This window comes from Hydrogenophaga sp. NFH-34, assembly GCF_021401345.1.
Lineage (GTDB): Bacteria > Pseudomonadota > Gammaproteobacteria > Burkholderiales > Burkholderiaceae_C > Hydrogenophaga > Hydrogenophaga electricum.
The window spans coordinates 25,962-46,200 of record NZ_JACBGE010000033.1; the positions used below are offsets into that span (position 1 = coordinate 25,962).

Below are 20,239 nucleotides of genomic sequence, written 5' to 3' on the forward strand. Positions count from 1 at the left end.
GTGGGCGGGTTTCAGGAATGGCCGGGCTCGCAGGCCGGTTGTTCCACCAGTTCGCTGTCCGCAGCGGCGGTGGCGGTGGCACCCCCGTGGCGCGAGCGGTAGTCGGCCACGGCGGCCTTGATCGCGTCTTCGGCCAGGATCGAGCAGTGGATCTTCACGGGCGGCAGCGCCAGCTCTTCGGCAATGGCGGCGTTCTTGATCGCGAGCGCCTCGTCCAGCGTGCGGCCGCGCACCCACTCGGTCACCAGCGAACTCGACGCGATGGCCGAGCCGCAGCCGTAGGTCTTGAACTTCGCGTCCTCGATCACGCCCTGGGCGTTCACGCGGATCTGCAGCTTCATCACGTCGCCGCAGGCGGGCGCGCCGACCATGCCGGTACCGACGCTGTCGTCGTTGGCGTCGAACGCGCCGACATTGCGCGGGTTCTCGTAGTGGTCAACCACCTTGTCGCTGTAAGCCATGACTAACTCCTGAAGACGAAAGAGGGCGGGCGCAGCGCGCGTCTTGTCCGGCACGCGCCACGGAACCGGCTTTGCCGGGCCGTGGGCGCGGCCCCCCTTCAGGGGGAAGACGCGAAGCGGCGAAGAGGGTGTTCATGGTTCTAGTGCTCGGCCCACTGGATCGTGGACAGGTCGATGCCGGCCTGCACCAGGTCCCACAGCGGGCTCATGCCGCGCAGGCGGGTCACCACCTCGGTGACCTGCGCGATGGTCGAGTCGATCTCTTCGGCCGTGGTGAAGCGGCCGATGGAAAAACGCACCGAGCTGTGCGCCAGCTCGTCGCTGCGGCCCATGGCGCGCAGCACGTAGCTCGGCTCCAGGCTGGCCGAGGTGCAGGCCGAACCCGACGACACCGCCACCCCCTTGATGCCCATCAGCAGCGACTCGCCTTCCACGTAGTTGAAGCTCGCGTTCAGGTAGCCCGGGGCGCGCTGCTCGGCATCGCCGTTGAGCGCCACCGCCTCCAGTGGCGACAGGCCGGCCCACAGGCGCTCGCGCAGCGTGCGGATGCGCGCGTTGTCGCTGGCCATGTGTTCGCGCGCCAGCCAGAACGCCTCGCCCATGCCCACGATCTGGTGCGTGGCCAGCGTGCCCGAGCGCATGCCGCGTTCGTGCCCGCCGCCGTGCATCTGCGCTTCGATGCGCACGCGCGGTTTGCGGCGCACGTACAGCGCCCCGATGCCCTTGGGGCCGTAGATCTTGTGGGCCGAAAGCGAAAGCAGATCAACCGGCAACACGTCCAGATCGATCACCACCTTGCCGGCTGCCTGCGCCGCGTCCACGTGCAGCAGCACACCTTTCTCGCGGCAGATCGCGCCGATGGCGGCAATGTCCTGGATCACCCCGGTCTCGTTGTTCACGAACATCACCGAGGCCAGTACCGTGTCGGGGCGCAGCGATGCCTTGAACTGGTCCAGATCGAGCAGGCCGCTGGGCAGCACCGGCAACACCGTCACTTCAAAGCCCTGGCGCTCCAGCTCGCGCATGCTGTCGAGCACGGCCTTGTGCTCGGTGGCCACGGTCACCAGGTGTTTGCCCTTGCCCTGGCGGAAATGCGCCGCACCCTTGATGGCGAGGTTGTTCGACTCGGTGGCGCCGCTGGTCCAGACGATCTCGCGCGGGTCGGCGTTGATCAGGGCGCAGACCTGTTCGCGCGCCAGCTCCACCGCTTCTTCGGCCACCCAGCCGTAGGCGTGCGAACGGCTGGCCGGGTTGCCGAACTGTTCGGTCAGGTAGGGAATCATCTTGTTCGCCACGCGGCGGTCCACCGGTGTGGTGGCGGCGTAATCCAGGTAGATCGGCAGCGCGGGGCGAGAGGTTGCTGCGGCGGTGCGGCTGGGCGGCATGGCGGGCTCCTGGCAACGGCAATCGTGGGACGGGAACAAAGCGTTTGCGCACCACTTTGCAACTTCGGTGCCATGGGCCCGAGGCCCTGAAAACCCGCTTTTTCAACCGCCTGTCGCCCCCGTTTTGTGGGCTTTGTCTGACCTGCATCAAACCCCCGAGGCGTGGCCTGTCGGGTTTGTTGCAAACGGGCAGGCGCTGCGCTGGGCGGCACAGGGAAGCGCCGTTCTCGGCATGCTTTTTGCACCACGCTCACCGCAGTCGTTGCGTTGTGACCGAGTCACGATGCTGGTGCAGATGATCGACAAAAAAGCCTCTGCTCTCTTTCGTCGCCAGACAGGAAGCCGATGGGGTCCCACGATGAACATGCAAACACATCTGATCCGGCGCGAACTCGACGCGGTGTACGAGGTCGGTAGAACACTGGCCACCTCGCTCGATATCGACAAGACGTTTCGGGAAGCGCTCAACTACCTGTTGCACGCTTTCGATTGGCGCAGAGCCTTCGTGGTCATGGCCAACGCCGAGGGCAGGCTCCAGGGGCTGTGCTCGGTGGGGCTCACCCAGGCCGAGCAACAACGTCTTCACTTCGAATCGGGCGAGGGCATCGTCGGTCGGGTCTTCGCCAATGGCATCCCCGTGTCGGTGCCCGATGTCCGCAACGAACCGCTATTCCTAAACCGAACAGGGGGTGCCGACCAGAGTCCCGACACCCCGGTCGCCATGCTGGCCACCCCCATCCGCGGCGACCACCGCACGCTCGGTGTGCTGGTGATCGACTGCCTCAACCCCGAACAGCGCCGTGTGTTCGCCGAAGACCTGCGGCTGCTGCGCATGGTGGCCACGCTCATGGGCCAGGCGCTGCTGCTGCACCGCAGCGTCACCGCCGCGCACGAAAGCATCCAGGACGAAGCGCGCCGCATGCACAAGGCGCTCAAGCCCGGCCGCCGGCTCGACCAGGTGGTGGGCGTGTCGGCGCCCATGCTCAAGGTGTTCGACCAGATCCACCAGGTCGCGCCCTCGCGCACCACCGTGCTGCTGCGCGGCGAAAGCGGTACCGGCAAGGAGGTGATGGCGCGCGCCATCCACAGCCTGTCGCCGCGCGCGCAGGAACCCTTTGTGGGCGTCAACTGCGCGGCGCTGTCCGAATCGCTGCTGGAGAGCGAACTCTTCGGCCACGAAAGGGGCGCCTTCACCGGCGCGCAGGGCACGCGCAAAGGCCGTTTCGAAATGGCCCACGGCGGCACGCTGTTCCTCGACGAAATCGGCGACATTTCTGCCGCCTTCCAGGCCAAGCTGCTGCGCGTGCTGCAGGAACGCAGCTTCGAGCGCGTGGGCGGCGGCACGGCGGTCAAGGTCGACGTGCGGCTCATCCTCGCCACCAACCGCAACCTGGAGCGCATGGTGCAGGCCGGTGAATTCCGCGCCGACCTCTACTACCGCATCAACGTCGTCAGCATCCAGCTGCCGCCGCTGCGCGAACGGCGCGAAGACATTCCTGCCATGGCCCAGCACTTCCTGGACCGCTTCAACCGCGAAAACGGCCGCAGCACGAAGTTCAGCACCGAAGCCATGCGCGTGCTCACCAGCTGCTACTGGCCCGGCAACGTGCGCGAGCTGGAAAACTGCGTCGAACGCACCGCCACCATGGCCAGCAACGAGGTCATTTCCGACCTGGCCTTCCCCTGCCGCGACAACCGCTGCCTGACGCAGGTGCTGCACCACATCGACCGCGAAGACGCCGTGCGCCCCAGCCGCCTGGCCGAAATCCCCATCACCGAAGTGCCCATGGCGCCCCCGCCGCGCCAGCCTGCGCTGGCCGGCGACGGCGGCGGGTTGGGCGCGGGTGGCGCCGATTCACGGCCCGCCGATCTGGGCCACGACGTGCCCGGCGCAGCGTTTCCCGCCACGGCGGTGGCGGCCCCTTTGCGTGCCGACGACAAACCCGACGGCGAGCGCGACCGCCTGATCTGGGCCATGGAACGCTGCGGCTGGGTCCAGGCCAAGGCGGCGCGCCTGCTCAAGATCACGCCGCGGCAGATGGGGTATGCGCTGCAGAAACACGGCATTGAAGTGCGCAAGTTCTGAGGCTTAGACGCTTGCGGTGAATAGGGCGGATATTCGCCGCAAATAAAGCAGCGAATATGGCGCACAATCGCCGCATGTTCCCCGACAAGCCCCCACGCCGCCGCACCTACCTCTGGCAGCGCCCCGATTGGCCGCAGTGGCGGTTCGACGCGACTGCGCTGGCGCCCGCGCTGGCCCAGGTGCACCGCGCGCAAGGCCATCTGGCGGGCCGCATGGCCGAACTCGGGCTGGCCCAGCGCGACCAGGCCACGCTGCAGGCGCTGACGCAGGAAGTGGTGACCACCAGCGCCATCGAAGGCGAATCGCTCAACCTGGATACTGTGCGTTCCTCCATCGCCCGCCGATTGGGTGTGGACATCGGCGCGCTGGCACCCGCGGACCGCCATGTGGACGGCGTGGTCGACATGGTGCTCGACGCCACCCAGCACCATGCCCAGCCGCTCACCGCCGAGCGCCTGTTCGGCTGGCACGCGGCCCTGTTCCCCACCGGTTTCAGCGGGCACGTGCGCATCCAGGTCGGCCAGTGGCGCAACGACGCGGCTGGCCCCATGCAAGTGGTGTCCGGCCCTGTGGGCCGGGAGAAGGTGCACTACGAAGCCCCCCCCGCCGCCGCGCTGCCCGCACAAACCGCAGCCTTCCTGCGCTGGTTCAACGCGGCCCCGGCCGGCGACCCCCTCATCCACGCCGGGCTGGCCCACCTGTGGCTCGTCACCTTGCACCCGTTCGACGACGGCAACGGGCGCATCAGCCGCGCTGTGGGCGACATGGCGCTGGTTCGGGCTGAGGCATTGAGTGCCGCCGGACCGCCCCAAGGAGCGAAAGCCCCCTTGGGGGGCGGCGACCCTCGCGGCGGCGGAGCGTGGGGGCTTGATCCTGCGCAGCGCTTCTACAGCCTCAGCGCGCAGATCCAGCGCGAGCGAAAACAGTATTACGACCAGCTCGAAACCACCCAGCGCGGCACGCTGGACGTGACGCCTTGGCTGGCCTGGTTCCTGGCCTGCCTGCTGCGCGCCGTGCAGGGTGCCGACGGCCTGTTGGCCGGTGTGCTGGACAAGGCCCAGTTCTGGCAACGCTGGGCGGGCACGCCCATGAATGCGCGGCAGACGCTGGTGCTCAACCATGTGCTGGACCGCCCGCCGGGTGAGGCGGGCGGCAAGCTCACGAACGCGAAGTGGGCAGCGATTGCCCAGTGCTCGGCCGACACGGCATTGCGCGACATCAACGACCTGCTGGCGCGGGGCGTGTTGCGCAAGCTGGGGGGTGGGGGGCGTAGCACTGGGTATGTGTTGAACAAATGAACAGTGAGTAGGTGAACGAGCCTCGTGGACGACGCCGCCATCCATTTGGGAATCTGACAACGAGTGCGTAGGCTTCGAACAATGGAAGAAGGAAACATCGATTCATTGGCGGCGAAGGATCTCGCAATTGATGAAGTTCTCGACTTGAGGACTGGGGAGATCATTGCCGCACGACGCCTGATCGAACCAGACAAGGAAAAGGTCCTGCAACTCCGAATGGCACTCAGCCAAGGGATCTCCGCAAAGAGACCATTGATGGCTTGTCCACTGTGTGGTGTTCCTGTTCACCTGGTGTCGATGATGAAGGAACGGAAGTTCTATTTTCGCCACGAGATCGAAGACGGGCGATGCCCTGCAGAGACGAAGGGAACGCAGACCCCGAATCAGATTCTTGCGATGAAGTACGACGGAGCGCGCGAGTCGGAAGCTCACTACCGAATGAAGCACATCGTTGCTGATAGTTTGGCTGCAGACCCTGACTTTTCAGGCATCGAGATCGAAAAAATATGGCGTGGTTCGGAGTCGAAATCGCGCCGAAAACCCGATGTCCGAGCGATTTGGAAGAAGCGCCTGCCTGTGGCATTTGAAGTGCAACTTTCCACCACGTTTCTTCGAGTCATTGCAGAGCGACGGGAGTTCTACCTCAGGGAGGGAGGGCTACTTTTCTGGGTTTTCAAAGAATTCGATATGGGGAATGCTCGTCTTGCGATGGAGGATGTCTTCTACAACAACAACCGAAATGCATTCGTTGCATCCGAGGGAACGCTTGCCGCGTCTCAAGAGGCACGCAGCCTTGTCTTGGACTGTGTCTGGTCTGAGCCAGAACTTGAAGACGGCAAAGTGCTGTGGTCACCGCGATCTGGGCGATGTACGTTCTCCGGTCTGACTAAAGACCAAGAGAAGCAGAGAGTGTTTCACTTCGACGCTGACGCCGCGCGTGCGAAGTGCAAGAGTCAGCTTGTTGAGCAACCGCTGCGGGATGCGTTTCGCCACTTTTGGTTTTTCGAGGTTCACGATCACGCCGTGTGGCTTCGTCTCAGAGCTAAGCTTGCAGACCATGGTGTTCACCTGCCGTTCTATTTGAGCGAGGCAGATGCCCTACGTCCGCTTCTAGACACCTTGTACTCTGCAGAGGCAGGCAAGCCTGTTGCCGGCTGGGGTCAACCGAACATCGTTGTTCTCGCTCATCACGTGTTCACCAAGTACAAGGGCTTCTTGTGGGCATTCCGCATCATGCTGGCAGCACACGAACACGTGGATGTGATCCGGGCAAATGACCCAACAGGCAAATGGAGGTCAAAGGTCGACATATACAAGAAGGCGTGGACAACTGGGAGCACCGAATTCAAACCTGATCGCCGCTATGACCGTCTTGTGTGCTTTCTCTTCCCTGAGATTGCGGACAGGTTGTTACTTGATCCGTCATAGATGTTGAACACGCCTTTGTCGCAACCCCGACGCCACGCCGCCCCCATCCGCCCGTCCTTGTGCCCTTTCCTACACACGACAAAACCTTCAGATCATTGATTTGAAAAGACTTTTCCGGTGGCACGGAAATCGCTGAAGCCCTCCCGAGCGGCCATGGTCGGCCGCGGGAAGGGTCTTCATGTCGTCGACAAGCACCGCTGCGGGTTCCATGCCCGCCAAGACGTACCTGTCCATCGGTTCGATCAGGCCGCTGGGGGCGAAGCTCGATGTGCCCGAAGCCGGCGGGGGCTGCGGCACCTCGGGCGGTGAGGGCAAGGCCAGTTGTGGTTCGTCGGGCGGGCCCGACGACATGCCGGCCGAGATCTGGGAGAAGGTCAAGAACCATCCCTGCTATTCCGAAGAGGCCCACCACCACTACGCCCGCATGCACGTGGCCGTGGCGCCGGCCTGCAACATCCAGTGCAACTACTGCAACCGCAAGTACGACTGCTCCAATGAAAGCCGCCCCGGCGTCGTGAGCCAGAAGCTCACGCCGGAGCAGGCGGTCAAGAAGGTGGTCGCGGTCGCGAGCGAGATTCCGCAGATGACGGTGCTCGGCGTTGCCGGCCCGGGCGATTCGCTGGCCAACCCCAAGAAGACGTTTGAGACCTTCCGCCTGCTGCAGGAACAGGCGCCCGACATCAAGCTCTGCATCTCGACCAACGGCCTGGCGCTGCCGGACTACGTGGACGAGATCTGCCAGTACAACGTCGACCACGTGACCATCACCATCAACATGGTGGACCCGGCGGTGGGCGCCAAGATCTATCCGTGGATCTTCTGGGACCACCGTCGCATCACCGGCTACGAGGCCGCCAAGATCCTGCACGAACGCCAGATGCTCGGCCTGGAGATGCTGACCGCTCGCGGCGTGCTCACCAAGATCAATTCGGTGCTGATCCCCGGCATCAACGATCAGCACCTGATGGACGTCAACCGCGAGGTGAAGAAGCGCGGCGCCTTCCTGCACAACATCATGCCGCTCATCAGCGAGGCAGAGCACGGCACGGTGTTCGGCCTGACCGGTCAGCGCGGCCCGAGCGCGCAGGAACTCAAGGCCGTGCAGGACGCCTGCGCGGGCGGTGCGAACCTGATGCGCCACTGCCGCCAGTGCCGTGCCGACGCGGTGGGCCTGCTGGGCGAAGACCGGTCGGACGAGTTCACGCTCGACAAGATCGAAGAGATGGAGGTCGTGTACGACCTCGACAAGCGCCGCGCCTACCAGGACAAGGTCGAGGTCGAGCGCCAGGCACAACACGCCGCCAAGCAGGAAGCGCTGGCCGCGAGCGCGGCCCTGCCGGCGGACGCCGACATGAAGGTGCTGGTGGCGGTGGCCACCAAGGGCGGTGGCCGCGTGAACGAGCACTTCGGCCACGTCACCGAGTTCCAGATTTTTGAGGTCAGCGCGGCCGAGGCCCTGTTCGTCGGCCATCGCCGGGTGGACCAGTACTGCCAGGGCGGTTTCGGCGACGACGAACAACTGCCCAGCGTGGTCCGCGCCATCAACGACTGCCACGCGGTGCTGGTGGCCAAGATCGGCGCGTGCCCGCGCGACGAGCTGAGTGCGGCCGGCATCGAGCCGGTGGACCAGCACGTGGGCGAGTTCATCGAGAAGGCCGCGCTTGACTGGTTTGGCGACTATCGCGAGCGCGTGGCGCGCGGCGTGGTCATCCACCAGCCGCGCGGCGACGCGCAGATCCGCCAGGGGGCCTTCACCAGCATCGCCGAGGCGGCCTGATCGGCCGCCCTTGGCGGCCCTTTCCAGAACACATTTCGACAGCTTTCTTTGTCCCCCACGTCGCCCCACGACGAAGCCCCAGGAGAACCACCATGGCCCTCAAGATCATCGCCTCCACCTGCACCGGCTGCTCGGCCTGCGAGCCCGAATGCCCCAACGTCGCCATCCGCGAAAAGGGCGGCGTTTTCATCATCGACCCCAACAAATGCACCGAATGCGCCGACCAGTACGACGCGCCGCAATGCCAGGCCGTGTGCCCGGTGGACGGCTGCATCGTCAAGGTCTGACGGTTCCTGTTTGTGAAAGTGAATCCCATGTCTACCTCGTTCACCCTGACCCCGGCGGCGGAGAAGTTCATCGGCCGCATCGTGCGTTTTTCGGGCATTCCCGCTGCGGGCCTGCGGCTGCAGGTGTCGCCCGGTGGCTGCTCGGGCTACAGCGCGGAATTCAGCGCCGAGGCCGTGCCCCAGGACGGCGAACAGGTGTTCGTGGTGTCGGGGCTGAAGTTCTTCGTGGCGGCCGAAAGCCGCCTGCTGCTCGACGGCGTGACGATCGACTTCACCGAAACGCCGACCTCGTCGGGCCTGAGCTTCCTCAACCCGAAGCAGCAGGCCTGCGGCTGCAGCAGCGCCGAAGCGGCCCTGCCGCCGGGCGTGGCGAAGATCAAGCTGGGCGCCATCGGGCGCGGCCGGCCGGCGTCGCTGGTGTCCTGACCGGCCCACCCCGCCGCGTGGAGCGCTGACCGTGATCACCTCGGCCGACCGCGATTTCGACGCCGCTGCGCAGGCGTTCGCGGACCGTGTGCTGGGGCAGGCGTTGCCGGCCGAGGCGGCCGCGCTCATCACGCAGGCGGGCGAGCGGCGCGACCGGCCGGCCGAAGCGCTGGCGCTGCTGGAGCGCGCGCAGGCCCTGGCGCCGCAGCACCCGGTGCCGGTGATCGCGCTCTACCGCTTCCATTTCTATGGCCACGCGCTGGAGCAGGCGCGCCTGCAGGGCGAAAGCGCGCTGGCCCTGGCCCGCGCCGCGCTCGGCCCCGACTTCGGCGACGAACCGCCGGCCGACGACACGGTGCGCGGCGACGCGGCGGTGCGTTTCTACCTGTTCACGCTCAAGGCGCTGGCCTACCTGAACCTGCGCTTGGGCGAGCGGGACGAAGCCCGCCTGATGCTGGGCGAACTGCGCCGCCTCGACCCGCAGGACCACCTGGGCGGTGGCCTGCTCTCGCACGTGATGGCGCGGCACGAAGCGGGCGGCGGCACGTCGCCCTCGGCCGACAGCCCCTCGGGCTACCCGGTGCGCGGCTGGCACCCCCACTGGCGATGAACACCGCCACCACCTCCACCCCGGGCACCGCGCCGCCGCTGGCGGGTGCGCAGCGCCTGCACGCGCGGGCGCCGGCGGGCGACATCGCGGCGCGGCACTGGTCGGGCGGCCCGGTGGATTGCCGTGCCTGCCCGTACCAGGCCCTGCGCCGCCTGCCCGGTGCCCAGGGCTGCGAGCCCGGGCACGCCTGCATGCAGGACGCGTACGCGCGCCGCATCGACCGCTTTTTCCGCTGGCACCCCGAGTGCGCCGACGAACAGCTCGCGCACCCGTACTTCGAGGTGCGCGCCATCGCGGCGCGGCACGCCAGCGTGTTCCGCCTGCCGGTGCTGATGGACGACCCCGACGAGACCGTGCGCCTGCAGGTGGCCGCGCGCCTGTCGCCCGCGCAACTGGAACGCCTGATGCACGACCCGCACCGCGAAGTGCGCCTGCGCGTCGCGCAACGCATCGACCCCGCGCGGCTGGCGGCGCTGCGGCACGACCCGGACTACGGCGTGCGCGAACTGGTGGCGCGGCGCCTGCCGCTGGCGCTGCTGCCCACGCTGGCCGGCGACCCCGAACGGCGCGTGCGCGAATGGGTGGCCGAGCGCCTGGAAATGCCCGCGCTGCTGGCCCTGCTGGCCGACCCCGAACCCGAGGTGCGCCGCGTGGTGGCGCGCCGCCTGCCCGAGCCGCTGCTGTACCGCCTGGCCGGCGATGCCGACTGGCGCGTGCGCTGGGAAGTGGCGCAGCGCGCCGACGCCAGCGTGTTGGCTGCCCTGCGCGACGACCTCGACGCCGAGGTGGCGCGGGCCGCCACCGACCGCCTGGCGCGCCGCGCGCCGCTGCACCTGCAAGCCGTGGCCGCGCCGAGCGGCCACGCCCACCCGGGAGAACCGTCATGACCGACATCGTGCGCGACGACGACGTGATCGAGATCGCCTTCCCGCCGCGCTTCGCGTTCGGCGAACGGGTCGCCGCCCGCTCGGTGGTGCGCAACGACGGCACCTACACCGGCAAGGACATCGGCGACGTGCTGGTGCACAAGGGCGACGTGGGCTACGTGGTGAGCATCAACACCTTCCTGCAGCAGTACTACATCTACGCCGTCGACTTTGTGGAAACCGGGCACCGGGTGGGCATGCGGGCGCGCGAACTGTGCACGCTCGACCACCTGCCCGACGACGTGCTGGCCCAGCTGGGCGAACGCGCGGCCGCACTGGGCCGGCTGGGCCTGCCCCACCCCGAAGAAGAAGGAGCCCGACCATGAACGGCATCGAACCCCGCGCCGCCGCCTTCGCCTGGGGCCAGCGCGTGATCGCGCTGGACGACATCGTCAACGACGGCAGCCACCCCCAGCACCCGGCCGACGCGGTGCTGGCCGTTCGCGGCGCGCTGGGCGAGATCGTCAACGTGGGCCACGCCATGGAACTCAACGAGCCGGTCTACCTGGTGGAATTTGCGGGCGGCGTGATCGGCTGCTTTGAAGACGAGCTGGCACCGGCCCCGCTGGGGCTGCTGCCCGAGACGGAGGCGCAGCCGTGAACACCGGCCGCCCGCTCCCGCCCACCCCGGCGTGCGCCCAGCCCGCCGCGTCGGCCGAGGCGGTGCGCGCCGTGGCGGCGGCGCCGGTGGTCGACTTCGTGCTGCCGCACCTGCGCCGCGCGCTGCGCAGCCGCACGCGCTACCGCTACGTGCGGCCCCGCGTGCGGCGCGAGGGCGAGCACTTCCGCATCGAAGCGCCATGCTGCTCGCGCAACATCGACCCGGCCGGCGGCGTGATCGACATCGCGCTCATCACGCCGCTGCCCGATGGCGCGGGCTGGCAGATCCATGCGCGCGACCACGCGGGTGGCGGCTGGGTGCCGCAGGGCCAGAGCGCGCAGCTCGGCGACCTGATGCAACTGCTGTGCACCGATCCGCAACGGCGGTTCTGGCCATGAAGCCCCGCCGGTTTTCCAGGGGGTGGCGGTGATCTACCTCGACGCCAATGCCACCACGCCGCCGTCGGCCGCGGCGGTGCAGGCCGTGGCCGAGACGCTGCAGGCGGTGTGGGCCAACCCGTCGTCGCCCCACGGCCCGGGCCAGCAGGCCCGGCGGGTGCTGGGCCAGGCGCGGGCCAGCGTGGCGCAGGTGCTGGGCTGCCGCCCGCACGACGTGGTGTTCACCAGCGGTGCCACCGAAGCCAACCACCTCGCGCTGCGCGGCCTGCTGGCCGCCGCACCGGCCGGGCGCAGCCGCCTGCTGGTGAGCGCCGTGGAACACGCCGGCCTGCTGCGGCTGGTGCAGGCGCTGGCCGGGGAAGGCTGGCGGGTCGAGCACCTGCCGGTGCGGCCCGACGGCACGGCCGACCTGGCGGCGCTGGCGGCGGGCCTGGGCCCCGACGTGGCGCTGGTCTCTTTCATGGCCGCGAACAACGAAACCGGCGTGTGCATGCCGGTGGCCGAGATCGCGGCGCTGGCGCACGCGGCCGGTGCGTTGTTCCACACCGACGCCACCCAGTGCGTGGGCAAGCAGGCCTTCCAGTTCGCTGACAGCGGCGCCGACGCGGCCACGCTGTCGGCGCACAAGTTCCACGGGCCCAAGGGCGTGGGGGCTTTGCTGCTGCGCCCGGGCACACCGTTTCGCGCACCCGTGCCGGGTTCGCAGGAACGCGGGCGGCGCGGCGGCACCGAAAACCTGCCCGGCATCGCCGGCATGGCGGCGGCGCTGCAGGGCCTGGGCGATCTGGCGGCCGAAGCCGCGCGCCAGACCGCCCTGCGCGACGCCCTCGAAGCCGGCCTGTGCGCGGCGCTGCCCGCCACCCACATCTGGGCCCGCGGCGCGCAGCGCCTGCCCGGCACCAGCCTGCTGCGCGTGGGCGCGCTGTCGGCCGACGTGGTGCTCCACCGGCTGGAGCGCCTGGGTGTGGCCGCGGCGTCCGGCGCGGCCTGCGCCAGCAGCGGCAGCGAGCCGTCGCACGTGCTGCGCGCCATGGGCGTGCCGGCCGACGAAGCGCTGGGCGCGGTGCGCCTGTCGCTGGGCCGCACCACCACCGCCGACGAGGTGCGCGCCGTGCTCGCCGGCCTGCCGCCGCTGCTGCAACCCCTGCTCGCGCCCGAGGCGCTGAGCGCCTGACCCGTTTTTGACCGACCCACCAGGAGCCGACCGATGAAAGTGATGATTCGCCGCGACAACAAGGGAGCGCTCAGCGCCTACGTGCCGAAAAAAGACCTGGAGGAACCCATCGTCGCGATGGCCAACCCGGCGATGTGGGGCGGCCTGGTCACGCTGGGCAACGGCTGGCAGCTCGACCTGCCCGCCATGGCGGCCGACACGCCGCTGCCCATCACGGTCGAGGCGCGCAAGATCGCCGAAGCGGAGTGACGCCATGAGTCTCAGCACCGAACAACTGCAGGCGGCGCGCGAAGTGGTGGGCTGGGCGCCCAGCCTGCGCGACGCGGTCGCGATCTGGCGCTCGCGCTTTCCCCAGATCCGCGCCCTGACGGTGGACGCCAGCGACATGCGCAGCGAACAGCCCGCGCTGCAACTGGGGCACCGCAGCGTCTACCTGGCGGCGTCGGACGGGCACTGCTGGCACGTGACGCAGCGCCCCGAAGAGGCCACGGCGCTGATCCTCACGCAGCACTGAGCGGCACACCATGGGCTTCCGCCGTCGCCGCCATGTCAGCGCCATCGGTCCGTGCCATTGGTTCACTGGTGTGTCATGCCCATCCCTGCGGGCATCTGGTGGCTGTGCCGCGTGGCGCCTGGACCCCCGCGTTCGCGGGGGTGACGGGGTGGCGTCCGGCATTCGGGGCCGCGATGCCGTTGCCCAACTGCCGTCATGCCCGCGCAGGCGGGCATCCAGTGGTTGTGCCGCGTGGCGTCTGGACCCCCGCGTTCGCGGGGGTGACGGGGTGGCGTCCGGCATTCGGGACCGCGATGCCGTTGCCCAACTGCCGTCATGCCCGCGCAGGCGGGCATCCAGCACCCGTCGGCCCCGTTGAGTTCAATCACTTTCTGGAAAGAACCCCCATGAACATGGACACCATTGCCCTGTGCGAGCCCGACGGCGGCGCCGACGCGCAGCCGCTGCTGGAGGCCGTGCTGGCTTCGGGGCGCTGGAGCGACGGCCCGATGCGCGAATCGTTCGAGCAGGTGCTGGCCGCCTGGGTCGGGCGCAAGCACGCGGTGGCCGTGGGCAGCGGCACGCTGGGCACCTGGATCGCGCTGCGCGCCCTGGGCATCGGCCCGGGCGACGAGGTGATCTGCGCCTCGCACACCTGGCACCAGGTGGCGCAGGCGATCACGCTGGCCGGGGCCACGCCCGTGTTTGCCGACATCAACTACTGGAGCGGCTGCCTGTCGCCCGAGAAGGCGGCGCAGCGCATCACCCCGGCCACGCGCGCCATCCTGGCCGGCAACACCAACGGCCACCCGGCCGCCTGGAAGGCGCTGCGCGAACTGGCCGACGCGCACGGCCTGCGGCTGCTGGAAGACAGCACCGAAGCCCTGGGCTCGCGCTACCTGGGCCGGATGGTCGGCACCTTCGGCGACGTGTCGGTGCTCGACTTCTCCGCGCCTTCGGCGCTGTGCACCGGCGAAGGCGGCATGCTGCTGACCGACGACGACGCGCTGGCGGTGGAGCTGCGTTACCTGCGCCAGCGCCGCCTGGCCGACCGGTCTTCGGTGTCGGTGGGCGCGCGCGTGCCGCTGCAGGCGGGCATGAGCGAGCTGACGGCCGCGCTCGGCCTGGCGCAACTGGCCGGGCTGGACGAGCGGCTGGCGCAGCGCAAGCAGGTGGAGACCTGGTACCACCAGCAGATGCAGAGCTTTGAAGGCATCAAGCCACCGTACCTGGCCGAAGACGTGGACGAGGTGCACTGGATGCTGTACGTGGTGCACCTGGGCAAGCGCTTCACGCGCAGCGCGCGCACCCAGATGATCGACGACCTGCGCGCCTGCGGCATCGAATCCGCCGCCTACAGCCACCCGCTGCACCAGCAGTTTTTCTACATGAACGCCCACGACGGCACCGGCCGCCAGCGCGGCGCGCTGCCGGACACCGACCGCATTGGTGACCGCGCGCTGGCGCTGCCGCTGCACACGGGGCTGGACCCGGCGCAGATCCAGTACATCGTCAAGACGCTCAAGGACACCGCCACCAACGTCGGCGCCGGGGCGGCGATTTATCTTTGAAAGAAACACCATGTCCGACCTGATCGCCGACATCGCCCGCCAGCTCGACGCGGGCCGCGTCATTCCCTATCTGGGCCCCGGCATGCTCGCGCTGTGCGCGGGCGATCCGGTGCCGGCCACGCCGCAGGCCCTGGTGGCGCTGATGACCGCCAAGGTCAGCGTGCCGCACAAGATCCGCCAGCGGCTGACGCAGGCCGCGCAGTACATCGAAAACTTCAAGCACCGCAAGTCTGTGGTGCAGATCATGGACGGCGCCTTCGCCGCCGTGCCCGAACCGTCGCCGCTGCACCGGGCGCTGGCGGCGAGCGCCGCGCCGCTGTGGGTGGACACCTGGTACGACGACACGCTGCTGGCCGCGCTGCGGCAGGCGCGCCCCCAGGGCGGCTGGCGGCAGGTGCAGGGGGTGTCGCAATCCGAACATTTCGGCCAGTGGACCGCGAGCTATGACGCCGACGACCAGCCGACCGACGCGCCCCTGGCCGACGCCGTGCCGCTGCTGTACCGGCCGCTGGGCGGGCGCAGCCCGGCGGGCAACTACCTGGTGTCGGACAGCGACCACGTGGAGGTGCTGACGGAAATCGACATCCAGACGCCGATTCCGGCCGTGGTGCAGGAGCGCCGCAAGGGCCGGCATTTCCTGTTCCTGGGCTGCCGCTTCGACGACCAGCTCACGCGCAGCTTCGCGCGCCAGATCATGAAACGCTCCAGCGACACCCACTGGGCGGTGCTGCCCGATGCGCCCACGCGCATGGAGGCGCGCTTCCTGGAAGAGCAGGGCATCGCCCGCCTGCCCCTGTCGCTGGCGGCGTTTGCCGATGGGCTGACGCAGGCGCTGGCGCCGGCCTGACCCGCTCCGGCCCGGCGGTCCGGCCGCCGGGCTTTCCCTGGGCACTCTCTCTCAACATCACAACACCACAACCACCGCCATGAGCGACATCACCATCCCCACGATCGCCCTCACCGTGCAACCCGGAGACCGGGTGTTTGACGCCGAGAGCGGCCTCACGCTGCTGGAGGCCCTGCGCCGTGCCGGCGTGCTCACGCACGCCTGCGACGGTGGCGCGGGCTGCACCGACGCCTGCCATGTGTTCGTGACCGAAGGGCGCAAGAGCCTGTCGAAAACCACGCGCGAGGAAAACGAACGCCTGGACGCGATCGTCGGTGTCGGGGCGAAGTCGCGCCTGGCCTGCCGCGCCGTGCTGGGCGACCAGCCGGTCACGGTCGAGATGCCGAGCTTCGCCTGAGCGGCTTCCCGCCCGGCGCGCGCCGCCCGGCCACGCTCAGTGGCGCGAGAACAGGTCGCGCAGTTTGCACAGCGTGGTGGTCACGTCGAAGCGCGTGTCGGGCAGGGCTTCGCCGGTCAGCACCTTGTGCAGGGCGGTCTGCGGGTCGCTTTCGCCGGTGAGCAGCACCTCGGTGCCCCAGCCGGCCATGTGGCGCAGAAAGCCGTCGCCGGCGCTGCCCGCGATCATCAGCGCCACGCCGTGCAGCGGGTGCGGCCCGTCGTCGCGGAAATGGTGGGGCAACTGCGCCGTGTCCAGCATCACCGTCTCGGGCGGCGGCACGGGCTGGCCGGGGGTGCAGGTGTAGACCCGCCAGTGGCGGCACTGGCCGGCGTGGCCGGCGACGGTGGCCCCGTCGGGGCGGGTGGCGATGGCGATCTTCATGGCGGGTGCGGCGGCAAGTGGGCAGATACGGGGCGGCATGCCAGAACCGTGCCGCCGGGGCTCAATCGAGTGCGACGAGGAACACACTGGACGCCTTGAACACGGCCGTGACCGCCACGCCCTCGGCCAGGCCCAGGCGCTGCACGCTCTGGTCGGTGACCACGGCGGTCAGCACGTGCTGGTCGCCGGGCAGGCCGATGGCCACTTCGGCGTTGACCGGGCCGCGCTGCACGGCCACGACCTGGCCGCGAAACCGGTTGCGCGCCGAAACGCGGCAAGGGTCGTCGGCGATCAGCATGATCGACGAGGCCTTGACGAAGGCCATCACGTCCTGCCCCGGCGCGAGCCCCAGGCCTTCGGCCGATTCGCGGGTGACGATGGCCGTCAGCTCCAGGCCGGGCGCCAGGCCGATGCGCACCTTGACGTCGACCGGGCCTTCGGTCAGGGCGATCACCGGGCCGGCGAACTGGTTGCGGGCGCTGGTCTTCATGCTCATCCTTCGCAGGGTCTGGCGGAAATCGGCCGCGTCGGCCACGCCGGCGTGGTCCAGGTTGCGGGCCAGGCGGTCCAGCGTGCGCTGGGCCTCGGCTTCCAGCGCGCGGTAGAAGGCGATCAGCCGCCGCGCGAATGCCGTCAGCTCGGTGCCCCCGCCGTGGCGGCCGCCGGTGGTCCGCCGCACCAGCGGCTGCGGCGCCAGGTTGTTCATGTCGTCCACCGCTTCCCACGCCGTCTTGTAGGACATGGGCACCGCGCGGGCGGCCTGCAGGATCGAGCCGTGCCGCTCGATGGCTTCGAGCAGGTGGATGCGGCGCTCGCCAAGGAAGCTGCCCATCGACGTGTCGATGAGCAGGCGGCCGGTGAGTTTGGGGGCCGATGTGTTCATGCCGACCCTTCGCGCCGGCGTTGCGGTTGCCTTTGCGCAACGCCCCGGCGCACCATGGCGCCTGGTCCCCGGCAAAGGGGTGTGTTTTTCCGTCTTTCAACAGGAATCCAGCCATGAGCATCAGCGCCCGCAACGTGTTTCCCGGTACCGTCTCGGCCGTCGTCGAAGGCCCCATCCACGCCGAAGTGGAAATCACCATCAGCGGCGGCGACCGCCTGGTGGCCACCGTCACCACGGCCAGCGTGGCCGCACTGGGCCTCAAGGCCGGTGTGTCCGCGGTGGCGGTGATCAAGGCCCCGTCGGTGACGCTGGTGGCCGGCGAGTCGCCGTGGCGCTTCAGCGCCCGCAACCAGCTCAAGGGCACGGTGGCCGCCGTGGTCGGCGGTGCCGTCAACAGCCAGGTCAAGGTGGCCTTGCCCGGTGGGGCGGTGCTGTCTGCCGTGGTCACCAACGACGCGGTGGCCGACCTCGCCCTGGCCGCCGGGGTGCCGGTGGTCGCCATGTTCAAGGCGGGCCAGGTGGTGGTGGGCGTGCCGGCCTGACCGGGGCGGCCGCGTGGGCGGGAGCGGCCGGGTCATCGCGGCATCCCCGCCTGCACGCTCAGGTGGTGGTGCGCGCGGCCGGCGTCGTAGTCGTCGACGCGCGTGTGCAGCACCAGCCAGCGCTGGTCGGTGAGGCGCCAGGCCTCCAGCGTTTCGGCGTAGACCGGCGCGACGTAGTAGGACTCGTCATCGTCGCTGCGCAGTTCGGTGCGCACGTACCGGTAGGCGCGGTAGCAGGGCGCGTGCTGCGCGTCGTAGCCCTGGATGCGGTCGGCCGTGGTGTCGGGCGCCGGCAGCACGTCAAAACGCACCGGCGCCACCACCGCGTGGGCCATGTGGTCGGGCAGGTCTTGCGACCAAGGGATGTCGTGGCGCCAGCGCACCGGGCAGTCGGCTCGGGTCGGGCGCTGGGTGCGCAGTCGGGTGGCAATGGGCATCGGAACACTCCTGGAGGCCGGCCGGGCAGGGGCCCGGTCCACAGGGCTTGTCGGGTCCGGTCGTTATGGGGTTGTCGAAACAACGACAAACCCGACACGAACGGGACAAAGCCCACCACACGGCCCTTGGACGGGCCCTGCGTTATGGCCTGGGGCAAACAACGTGCCAGCGCTACCGCGCAGGCCGTCTGAGCCCTGATGCAGCAACCCGGCCAGCGCCTGGGCGCTTCAGCTGGATCGCGCCGCGCTGGTGCAAATCCTGCGGCGCAGGGCCTTCAACGTGCTCGCCGTCAACAACGACGACCACACCAAGAACTTCTCGTTCTTGCTGCGCGAGGGCGGGCGGTGGGAGCTGGCACCCGCCTACGAAATCACCCACGCCTACCGGCCCGACAGCGAATGGGTGTGCGAACACCAGATGCCGGTCAACGGCCGGTTCGACGGCACCACCCGTGCCGACGTGCGCGTGGTGGCCGAGCGCTTCGGACTGCTGGCCGAGCTGTCCAAGGAGCTGGACGCCGTGACGAGCGCGGTGCGCCGCTGGAGCGAATTCGCGCGCGAGGCCGGTGTGGCGCCGGAAGAGACCAATTGCGGGGCACATGGCTGAGCGCGGGTGCGTGTTCGGGGCGTAGGGCTGCAACGAAGCGAGTTGTCGGGCAGGGCGGCTGATCACCACAGGGAACTCAAGGGCGGGTCAAGGCTGGATGCTGACGTTCGCTTTGCTCCAAAGCAGTCGCTAGCATTGCGGGTTAGGGCACAAAGCGCAAAGACTGTTGCGGCTATGTTTGACCTGGTTCGCCATCTGCGCTTAACTCTTCCCACTTGCTGCTGGTTCAGGCTCATAGTCCTCGGTCTGCAACGTATCGGGATCAAGCATCAGATAGTTGGTCATCTCGTACTTCAACAACGGCCGGCCCATGAACGTTCGACCCCGACTTTCTTTGGTTGGCCAATACACCGAATATGGCATCGCGTTCATGTGTTTGTAGATTTTCAGCAACTGCGGGGCTCCACCAATGTGGTGACGTCTCGGGTCGCGACAGAAGTCTCGAAGTACTTCAAATGGCTCCATGTTAAAGCCCACTCCCTTGTCTAGACCGCGCGCCTTCGCCAACCTCAGAATCGCGGCCTTTGCGTCTTCCACGTCATCGCCAATAATTGCCACTCGATTCCGATGGAGTGTATTTGGGCGCTCAAACTCGAATCTCTTTCTAGCTGCGTTGAAGTAAAGAATCCAGATCTTGTACTCCGCATTTACCCAAGAGTATCCAGCGAATATAAAGAATGCTTCTGGTGCGTCCTTCTCAGTCTGACCAACGGGAAGATCATGAATCAGCGACTCCATCCCGCGTACTACTCGAAGGATGTGACCCTTAAGATCACAAAGATCCAAAGCTCTGGACGCCGCCTTCGGGTACATTGCAATCGCATTGCGTACCTGCTCCATTATTGGGTAGGCGAATTTCGTGCTACCAGCAAAGCTTATGGCGCAGTCACCACGGACGAGAGGAAAAATTTTCGGGGAGCAGTCCCAAGCGCATCCAAAGCGCAGTCGGCTATCCGATGCTATTACCAACTCTTCGGTCTTGTTGACTTTGCGAATCCAGGCGAGTGAGAGTGTCATTCTTATGGTCTGCAGTTGGCATTTAGCTAAAGCAAGGGTCTAGGTGTTGAGTTGCAATAGGTTGTTCCCGGAGAGCCGGGATGCTGGAGGCTTGTAGCCCAGTGCCGAGTGAGGCCTGCGGGCGTTGTAGTAGGCCAGGAAGGATGGCAGCCAAGCGGTGCGTTC

Annotated in this window: 26 protein-coding genes; 19 read left to right on the forward strand and 7 right to left on the reverse strand. The window is 68.1% G+C overall.

Annotation, left to right across the window (positions count from 1 at the left end; genetic code table 11):
* Window positions 1-11: 11 nt before the first annotated feature.
* Window positions 12-461: a Fe-S cluster assembly scaffold IscU gene (gene iscU, locus L0977_RS23125; RefSeq protein ID WP_234267282.1), complete on the reverse strand. Its 450-nt coding sequence runs from the start codon at window positions 459-461 to the stop codon at window positions 12-14.
* 140 nt (window positions 462-601) lie between these two features.
* Window positions 602-1,846 (reverse strand): IscS subfamily cysteine desulfurase, encoded by a 1,245-nt coding sequence (locus L0977_RS23130; RefSeq protein ID WP_234267283.1) that lies wholly within the window; start codon window positions 1,844-1,846, stop codon window positions 602-604.
* 358 nt (window positions 1,847-2,204) lie between these two features.
* On the opposite strand from L0977_RS23130, the gene nifA reads away from it, so the two are divergent.
* The 17 genes from nifA to L0977_RS23215 all read left to right on the forward strand — a co-directional run bounded on the left by nifA (window position 2,205) and on the right by L0977_RS23215 (window position 16,165).
* Window positions 2,205-3,932 carry a nif-specific transcriptional activator NifA gene (gene nifA / locus L0977_RS23135; protein WP_234267284.1) on the forward strand — a complete coding sequence of 576 codons (1,728 nt, stop codon included), beginning with the start codon at window positions 2,205-2,207 and terminating at the stop codon, window positions 3,930-3,932.
* 74 nt (window positions 3,933-4,006) lie between these two features.
* A complete protein-coding gene (locus L0977_RS23140) occupies window positions 4,007-5,230 on the forward strand; it encodes a Fic family protein (protein WP_234267308.1) in 1,224 nt (407 codons plus the stop codon).
* A gap of 81 nt (window positions 5,231-5,311) precedes the next feature.
* Entirely contained in the window at window positions 5,312-6,658 is a 1,347-nt protein-coding gene (locus L0977_RS23145; RefSeq protein WP_234267286.1) for a DUF6035 family protein, read from the forward strand.
* Between the two features lie 208 nt (window positions 6,659-6,866).
* Window positions 6,867-8,435 carry a nitrogenase cofactor biosynthesis protein NifB gene (gene nifB, locus L0977_RS23150; RefSeq protein WP_234267287.1) on the forward strand — a complete coding sequence of 523 codons (1,569 nt, stop codon included), beginning with the start codon at window positions 6,867-6,869 and terminating at the stop codon, window positions 8,433-8,435.
* Window positions 8,436-8,527: 92 nt separating this feature from the next.
* Complete coding sequence (locus L0977_RS23155; protein ID WP_234267288.1) at window positions 8,528-8,722, forward strand: 4Fe-4S binding protein; 195 nt, start codon at window positions 8,528-8,530, stop codon at window positions 8,720-8,722.
* A 27-nt stretch (window positions 8,723-8,749) separates the two neighbouring features.
* Window positions 8,750-9,148 (forward strand): HesB/IscA family protein, encoded by a 399-nt coding sequence (locus L0977_RS23160; RefSeq protein ID WP_234267289.1) that lies wholly within the window; start codon window positions 8,750-8,752, stop codon window positions 9,146-9,148.
* A gap of 31 nt (window positions 9,149-9,179) precedes the next feature.
* Entirely contained in the window at window positions 9,180-9,758 is a 579-nt protein-coding gene (locus tag L0977_RS23165; RefSeq protein ID WP_326491103.1) for a hypothetical protein, read from the forward strand.
* Complete coding sequence (locus tag L0977_RS23170; RefSeq protein ID WP_234267290.1) at window positions 9,755-10,645, forward strand: 4Fe4S-binding leucine-rich repeat protein; 891 nt, start codon at window positions 9,755-9,757, stop codon at window positions 10,643-10,645. The genes L0977_RS23165 and L0977_RS23170 overlap by 4 nt, the downstream gene beginning before the upstream one ends.
* Window positions 10,642-11,010, forward strand: a complete 369-nt coding sequence (locus L0977_RS23175; protein WP_234267291.1) for a nitrogen fixation protein NifZ — start codon at window positions 10,642-10,644, stop codon at window positions 11,008-11,010. The genes L0977_RS23170 and L0977_RS23175 overlap by 4 nt, the downstream gene beginning before the upstream one ends.
* Window positions 11,007-11,285, forward strand: coding sequence for a nitrogen fixation protein NifZ (locus L0977_RS23180; protein ID WP_234267292.1), 279 nt, complete (start codon window positions 11,007-11,009; stop codon window positions 11,283-11,285). The genes L0977_RS23175 and L0977_RS23180 overlap by 4 nt, the downstream gene beginning before the upstream one ends.
* The gene (locus L0977_RS23185; RefSeq protein WP_234267293.1) at window positions 11,282-11,683 is read left to right on the forward strand and encodes a DUF3024 domain-containing protein; all 402 of its coding nucleotides are present in this window, start codon (window positions 11,282-11,284) and stop codon (window positions 11,681-11,683) included. The genes L0977_RS23180 and L0977_RS23185 overlap by 4 nt, the downstream gene beginning before the upstream one ends.
* Before the next feature lie 28 nt (window positions 11,684-11,711).
* Entirely contained in the window at window positions 11,712-12,857 is a 1,146-nt protein-coding gene (locus L0977_RS23190) for a cysteine desulfurase family protein (RefSeq protein WP_234267294.1), read from the forward strand.
* Between the two features lie 33 nt (window positions 12,858-12,890).
* Entirely contained in the window at window positions 12,891-13,106 is a 216-nt protein-coding gene (gene nifT, locus L0977_RS23195) for a putative nitrogen fixation protein NifT (RefSeq protein ID WP_234267295.1), read from the forward strand.
* 4 nt (window positions 13,107-13,110) lie between these two features.
* Window positions 13,111-13,371, forward strand: coding sequence for a hypothetical protein (locus L0977_RS23200; protein ID WP_234267296.1), 261 nt, complete (start codon window positions 13,111-13,113; stop codon window positions 13,369-13,371).
* 386 nt (window positions 13,372-13,757) lie between these two features.
* Window positions 13,758-14,921 carry a DegT/DnrJ/EryC1/StrS family aminotransferase gene (locus L0977_RS23205; protein ID WP_234267297.1) on the forward strand — a complete coding sequence of 388 codons (1,164 nt, stop codon included), beginning with the start codon at window positions 13,758-13,760 and terminating at the stop codon, window positions 14,919-14,921.
* Between the two features lie 10 nt (window positions 14,922-14,931).
* Window positions 14,932-15,768 (forward strand): SIR2 family NAD-dependent protein deacylase, encoded by an 837-nt coding sequence (locus tag L0977_RS23210; RefSeq protein ID WP_234267298.1) that lies wholly within the window; start codon window positions 14,932-14,934, stop codon window positions 15,766-15,768.
* A gap of 79 nt (window positions 15,769-15,847) precedes the next feature.
* Window positions 15,848-16,165 carry a 2Fe-2S iron-sulfur cluster-binding protein gene (locus tag L0977_RS23215; protein ID WP_234267299.1) on the forward strand — a complete coding sequence of 106 codons (318 nt, stop codon included), beginning with the start codon at window positions 15,848-15,850 and terminating at the stop codon, window positions 16,163-16,165.
* Window positions 16,166-16,201: 36 nt separating this feature from the next.
* Here L0977_RS23215 and L0977_RS23220 read toward each other — a convergent pair whose 3' ends face one another.
* Complete coding sequence (locus L0977_RS23220; protein WP_234267300.1) at window positions 16,202-16,627, reverse strand: NifB/NifX family molybdenum-iron cluster-binding protein; 426 nt, start codon at window positions 16,625-16,627, stop codon at window positions 16,202-16,204.
* Window positions 16,628-16,649: 22 nt separating this feature from the next.
* A complete protein-coding gene (locus L0977_RS23225) occupies window positions 16,650-17,471 on the reverse strand; it encodes a TOBE domain-containing protein (RefSeq protein ID WP_234267301.1) in 822 nt (273 codons plus the stop codon).
* Window positions 17,472-17,584: 113 nt separating this feature from the next.
* Between L0977_RS23225 and L0977_RS23230 the strand changes: the two genes are divergently transcribed.
* Window positions 17,585-18,013 carry a TOBE domain-containing protein gene (locus tag L0977_RS23230; RefSeq protein WP_234267302.1) on the forward strand — a complete coding sequence of 143 codons (429 nt, stop codon included), beginning with the start codon at window positions 17,585-17,587 and terminating at the stop codon, window positions 18,011-18,013.
* A 32-nt stretch (window positions 18,014-18,045) separates the two neighbouring features.
* On the opposite strand, the gene L0977_RS23235 is transcribed toward L0977_RS23230, so the two are convergent.
* The gene (locus L0977_RS23235) at window positions 18,046-18,450 is read right to left on the reverse strand and encodes a hypothetical protein (protein ID WP_234267303.1); all 405 of its coding nucleotides are present in this window, start codon (window positions 18,448-18,450) and stop codon (window positions 18,046-18,048) included.
* Between the two features lie 232 nt (window positions 18,451-18,682).
* Here L0977_RS23235 and L0977_RS23240 point away from each other — a divergent pair, with 232 nt between their 5' ends.
* Window positions 18,683-19,057, forward strand: a complete 375-nt coding sequence (locus L0977_RS23240; protein ID WP_267966554.1) for a HipA domain-containing protein — start codon at window positions 18,683-18,685, stop codon at window positions 19,055-19,057.
* Window positions 19,058-19,258: 201 nt separating this feature from the next.
* Here the strand turns inward: L0977_RS23240 and L0977_RS23245 are convergent, their stop codons facing one another.
* Entirely contained in the window at window positions 19,259-20,074 is an 816-nt protein-coding gene (locus tag L0977_RS23245; RefSeq protein ID WP_234267305.1) for a hypothetical protein, read from the reverse strand.
* A gap of 39 nt (window positions 20,075-20,113) precedes the next feature.
* Window positions 20,114-20,239, reverse strand: a 126-nt coding sequence (locus tag L0977_RS23250; RefSeq protein WP_234267310.1) for an integrase core domain-containing protein, incomplete at its 5' end; no start/stop codon positions are given.

What these genes read in the sequence shown, in the direction of transcription:
- nifT (WP_234267295.1), top strand. Translation starts at nt 12,891, where the DNA reads ATGAAAGTGATGATTCGCCGCGACAACAAGGGAGCGCTCAGCGCCTAC.
- L0977_RS23145 (WP_234267286.1), top strand. Translation starts at nt 5,312, where the DNA reads ATGGAAGAAGGAAACATCGATTCATTGGCGGCGAAGGATCTCGCAATT.
- L0977_RS23175 (WP_234267291.1), top strand. Translation starts at nt 10,642, where the DNA reads ATGACCGACATCGTGCGCGACGACGACGTGATCGAGATCGCCTTCCCG.
- L0977_RS23155 (WP_234267288.1), top strand. Translation starts at nt 8,528, where the DNA reads ATGGCCCTCAAGATCATCGCCTCCACCTGCACCGGCTGCTCGGCCTGC.
- L0977_RS23235 (WP_234267303.1), bottom strand. Translation starts at nt 18,450, where the DNA reads ATGCCCATTGCCACCCGACTGCGCACCCAGCGCCCGACCCGAGCCGAC.
- L0977_RS23230 (WP_234267302.1), top strand. Translation starts at nt 17,585, where the DNA reads ATGAGCATCAGCGCCCGCAACGTGTTTCCCGGTACCGTCTCGGCCGTC.
- L0977_RS23210 (WP_234267298.1), top strand. Translation starts at nt 14,932, where the DNA reads ATGTCCGACCTGATCGCCGACATCGCCCGCCAGCTCGACGCGGGCCGC.
- iscU (WP_234267282.1), bottom strand. Translation starts at nt 461, where the DNA reads ATGGCTTACAGCGACAAGGTGGTTGACCACTACGAGAACCCGCGCAAT.
- L0977_RS23160 (WP_234267289.1), top strand. Translation starts at nt 8,750, where the DNA reads ATGTCTACCTCGTTCACCCTGACCCCGGCGGCGGAGAAGTTCATCGGC.
- L0977_RS23245 (WP_234267305.1), bottom strand. Translation starts at nt 20,074, where the DNA reads ATGACACTCTCACTCGCCTGGATTCGCAAAGTCAACAAGACCGAAGAG.
- L0977_RS23130 (WP_234267283.1), bottom strand. Translation starts at nt 1,846, where the DNA reads ATGCCGCCCAGCCGCACCGCCGCAGCAACCTCTCGCCCCGCGCTGCCG.
- L0977_RS23200 (WP_234267296.1), top strand. Translation starts at nt 13,111, where the DNA reads ATGAGTCTCAGCACCGAACAACTGCAGGCGGCGCGCGAAGTGGTGGGC.
- nifB (WP_234267287.1), top strand. Translation starts at nt 6,867, where the DNA reads ATGCCCGCCAAGACGTACCTGTCCATCGGTTCGATCAGGCCGCTGGGG.
- L0977_RS23220 (WP_234267300.1), bottom strand. Translation starts at nt 16,627, where the DNA reads ATGCCGCCCCGTATCTGCCCACTTGCCGCCGCACCCGCCATGAAGATC.
- L0977_RS23205 (WP_234267297.1), top strand. Translation starts at nt 13,758, where the DNA reads ATGAACATGGACACCATTGCCCTGTGCGAGCCCGACGGCGGCGCCGAC.
- L0977_RS23225 (WP_234267301.1), bottom strand. Translation starts at nt 17,471, where the DNA reads ATGAACACATCGGCCCCCAAACTCACCGGCCGCCTGCTCATCGACACG.
- L0977_RS23170 (WP_234267290.1), top strand. Translation starts at nt 9,755, where the DNA reads ATGAACACCGCCACCACCTCCACCCCGGGCACCGCGCCGCCGCTGGCG.
- nifA (WP_234267284.1), top strand. Translation starts at nt 2,205, where the DNA reads ATGAACATGCAAACACATCTGATCCGGCGCGAACTCGACGCGGTGTAC.
- L0977_RS23180 (WP_234267292.1), top strand. Translation starts at nt 11,007, where the DNA reads ATGAACGGCATCGAACCCCGCGCCGCCGCCTTCGCCTGGGGCCAGCGC.
- L0977_RS23140 (WP_234267308.1), top strand. Translation starts at nt 4,007, where the DNA reads ATGTTCCCCGACAAGCCCCCACGCCGCCGCACCTACCTCTGGCAGCGC.
- L0977_RS23215 (WP_234267299.1), top strand. Translation starts at nt 15,848, where the DNA reads ATGAGCGACATCACCATCCCCACGATCGCCCTCACCGTGCAACCCGGA.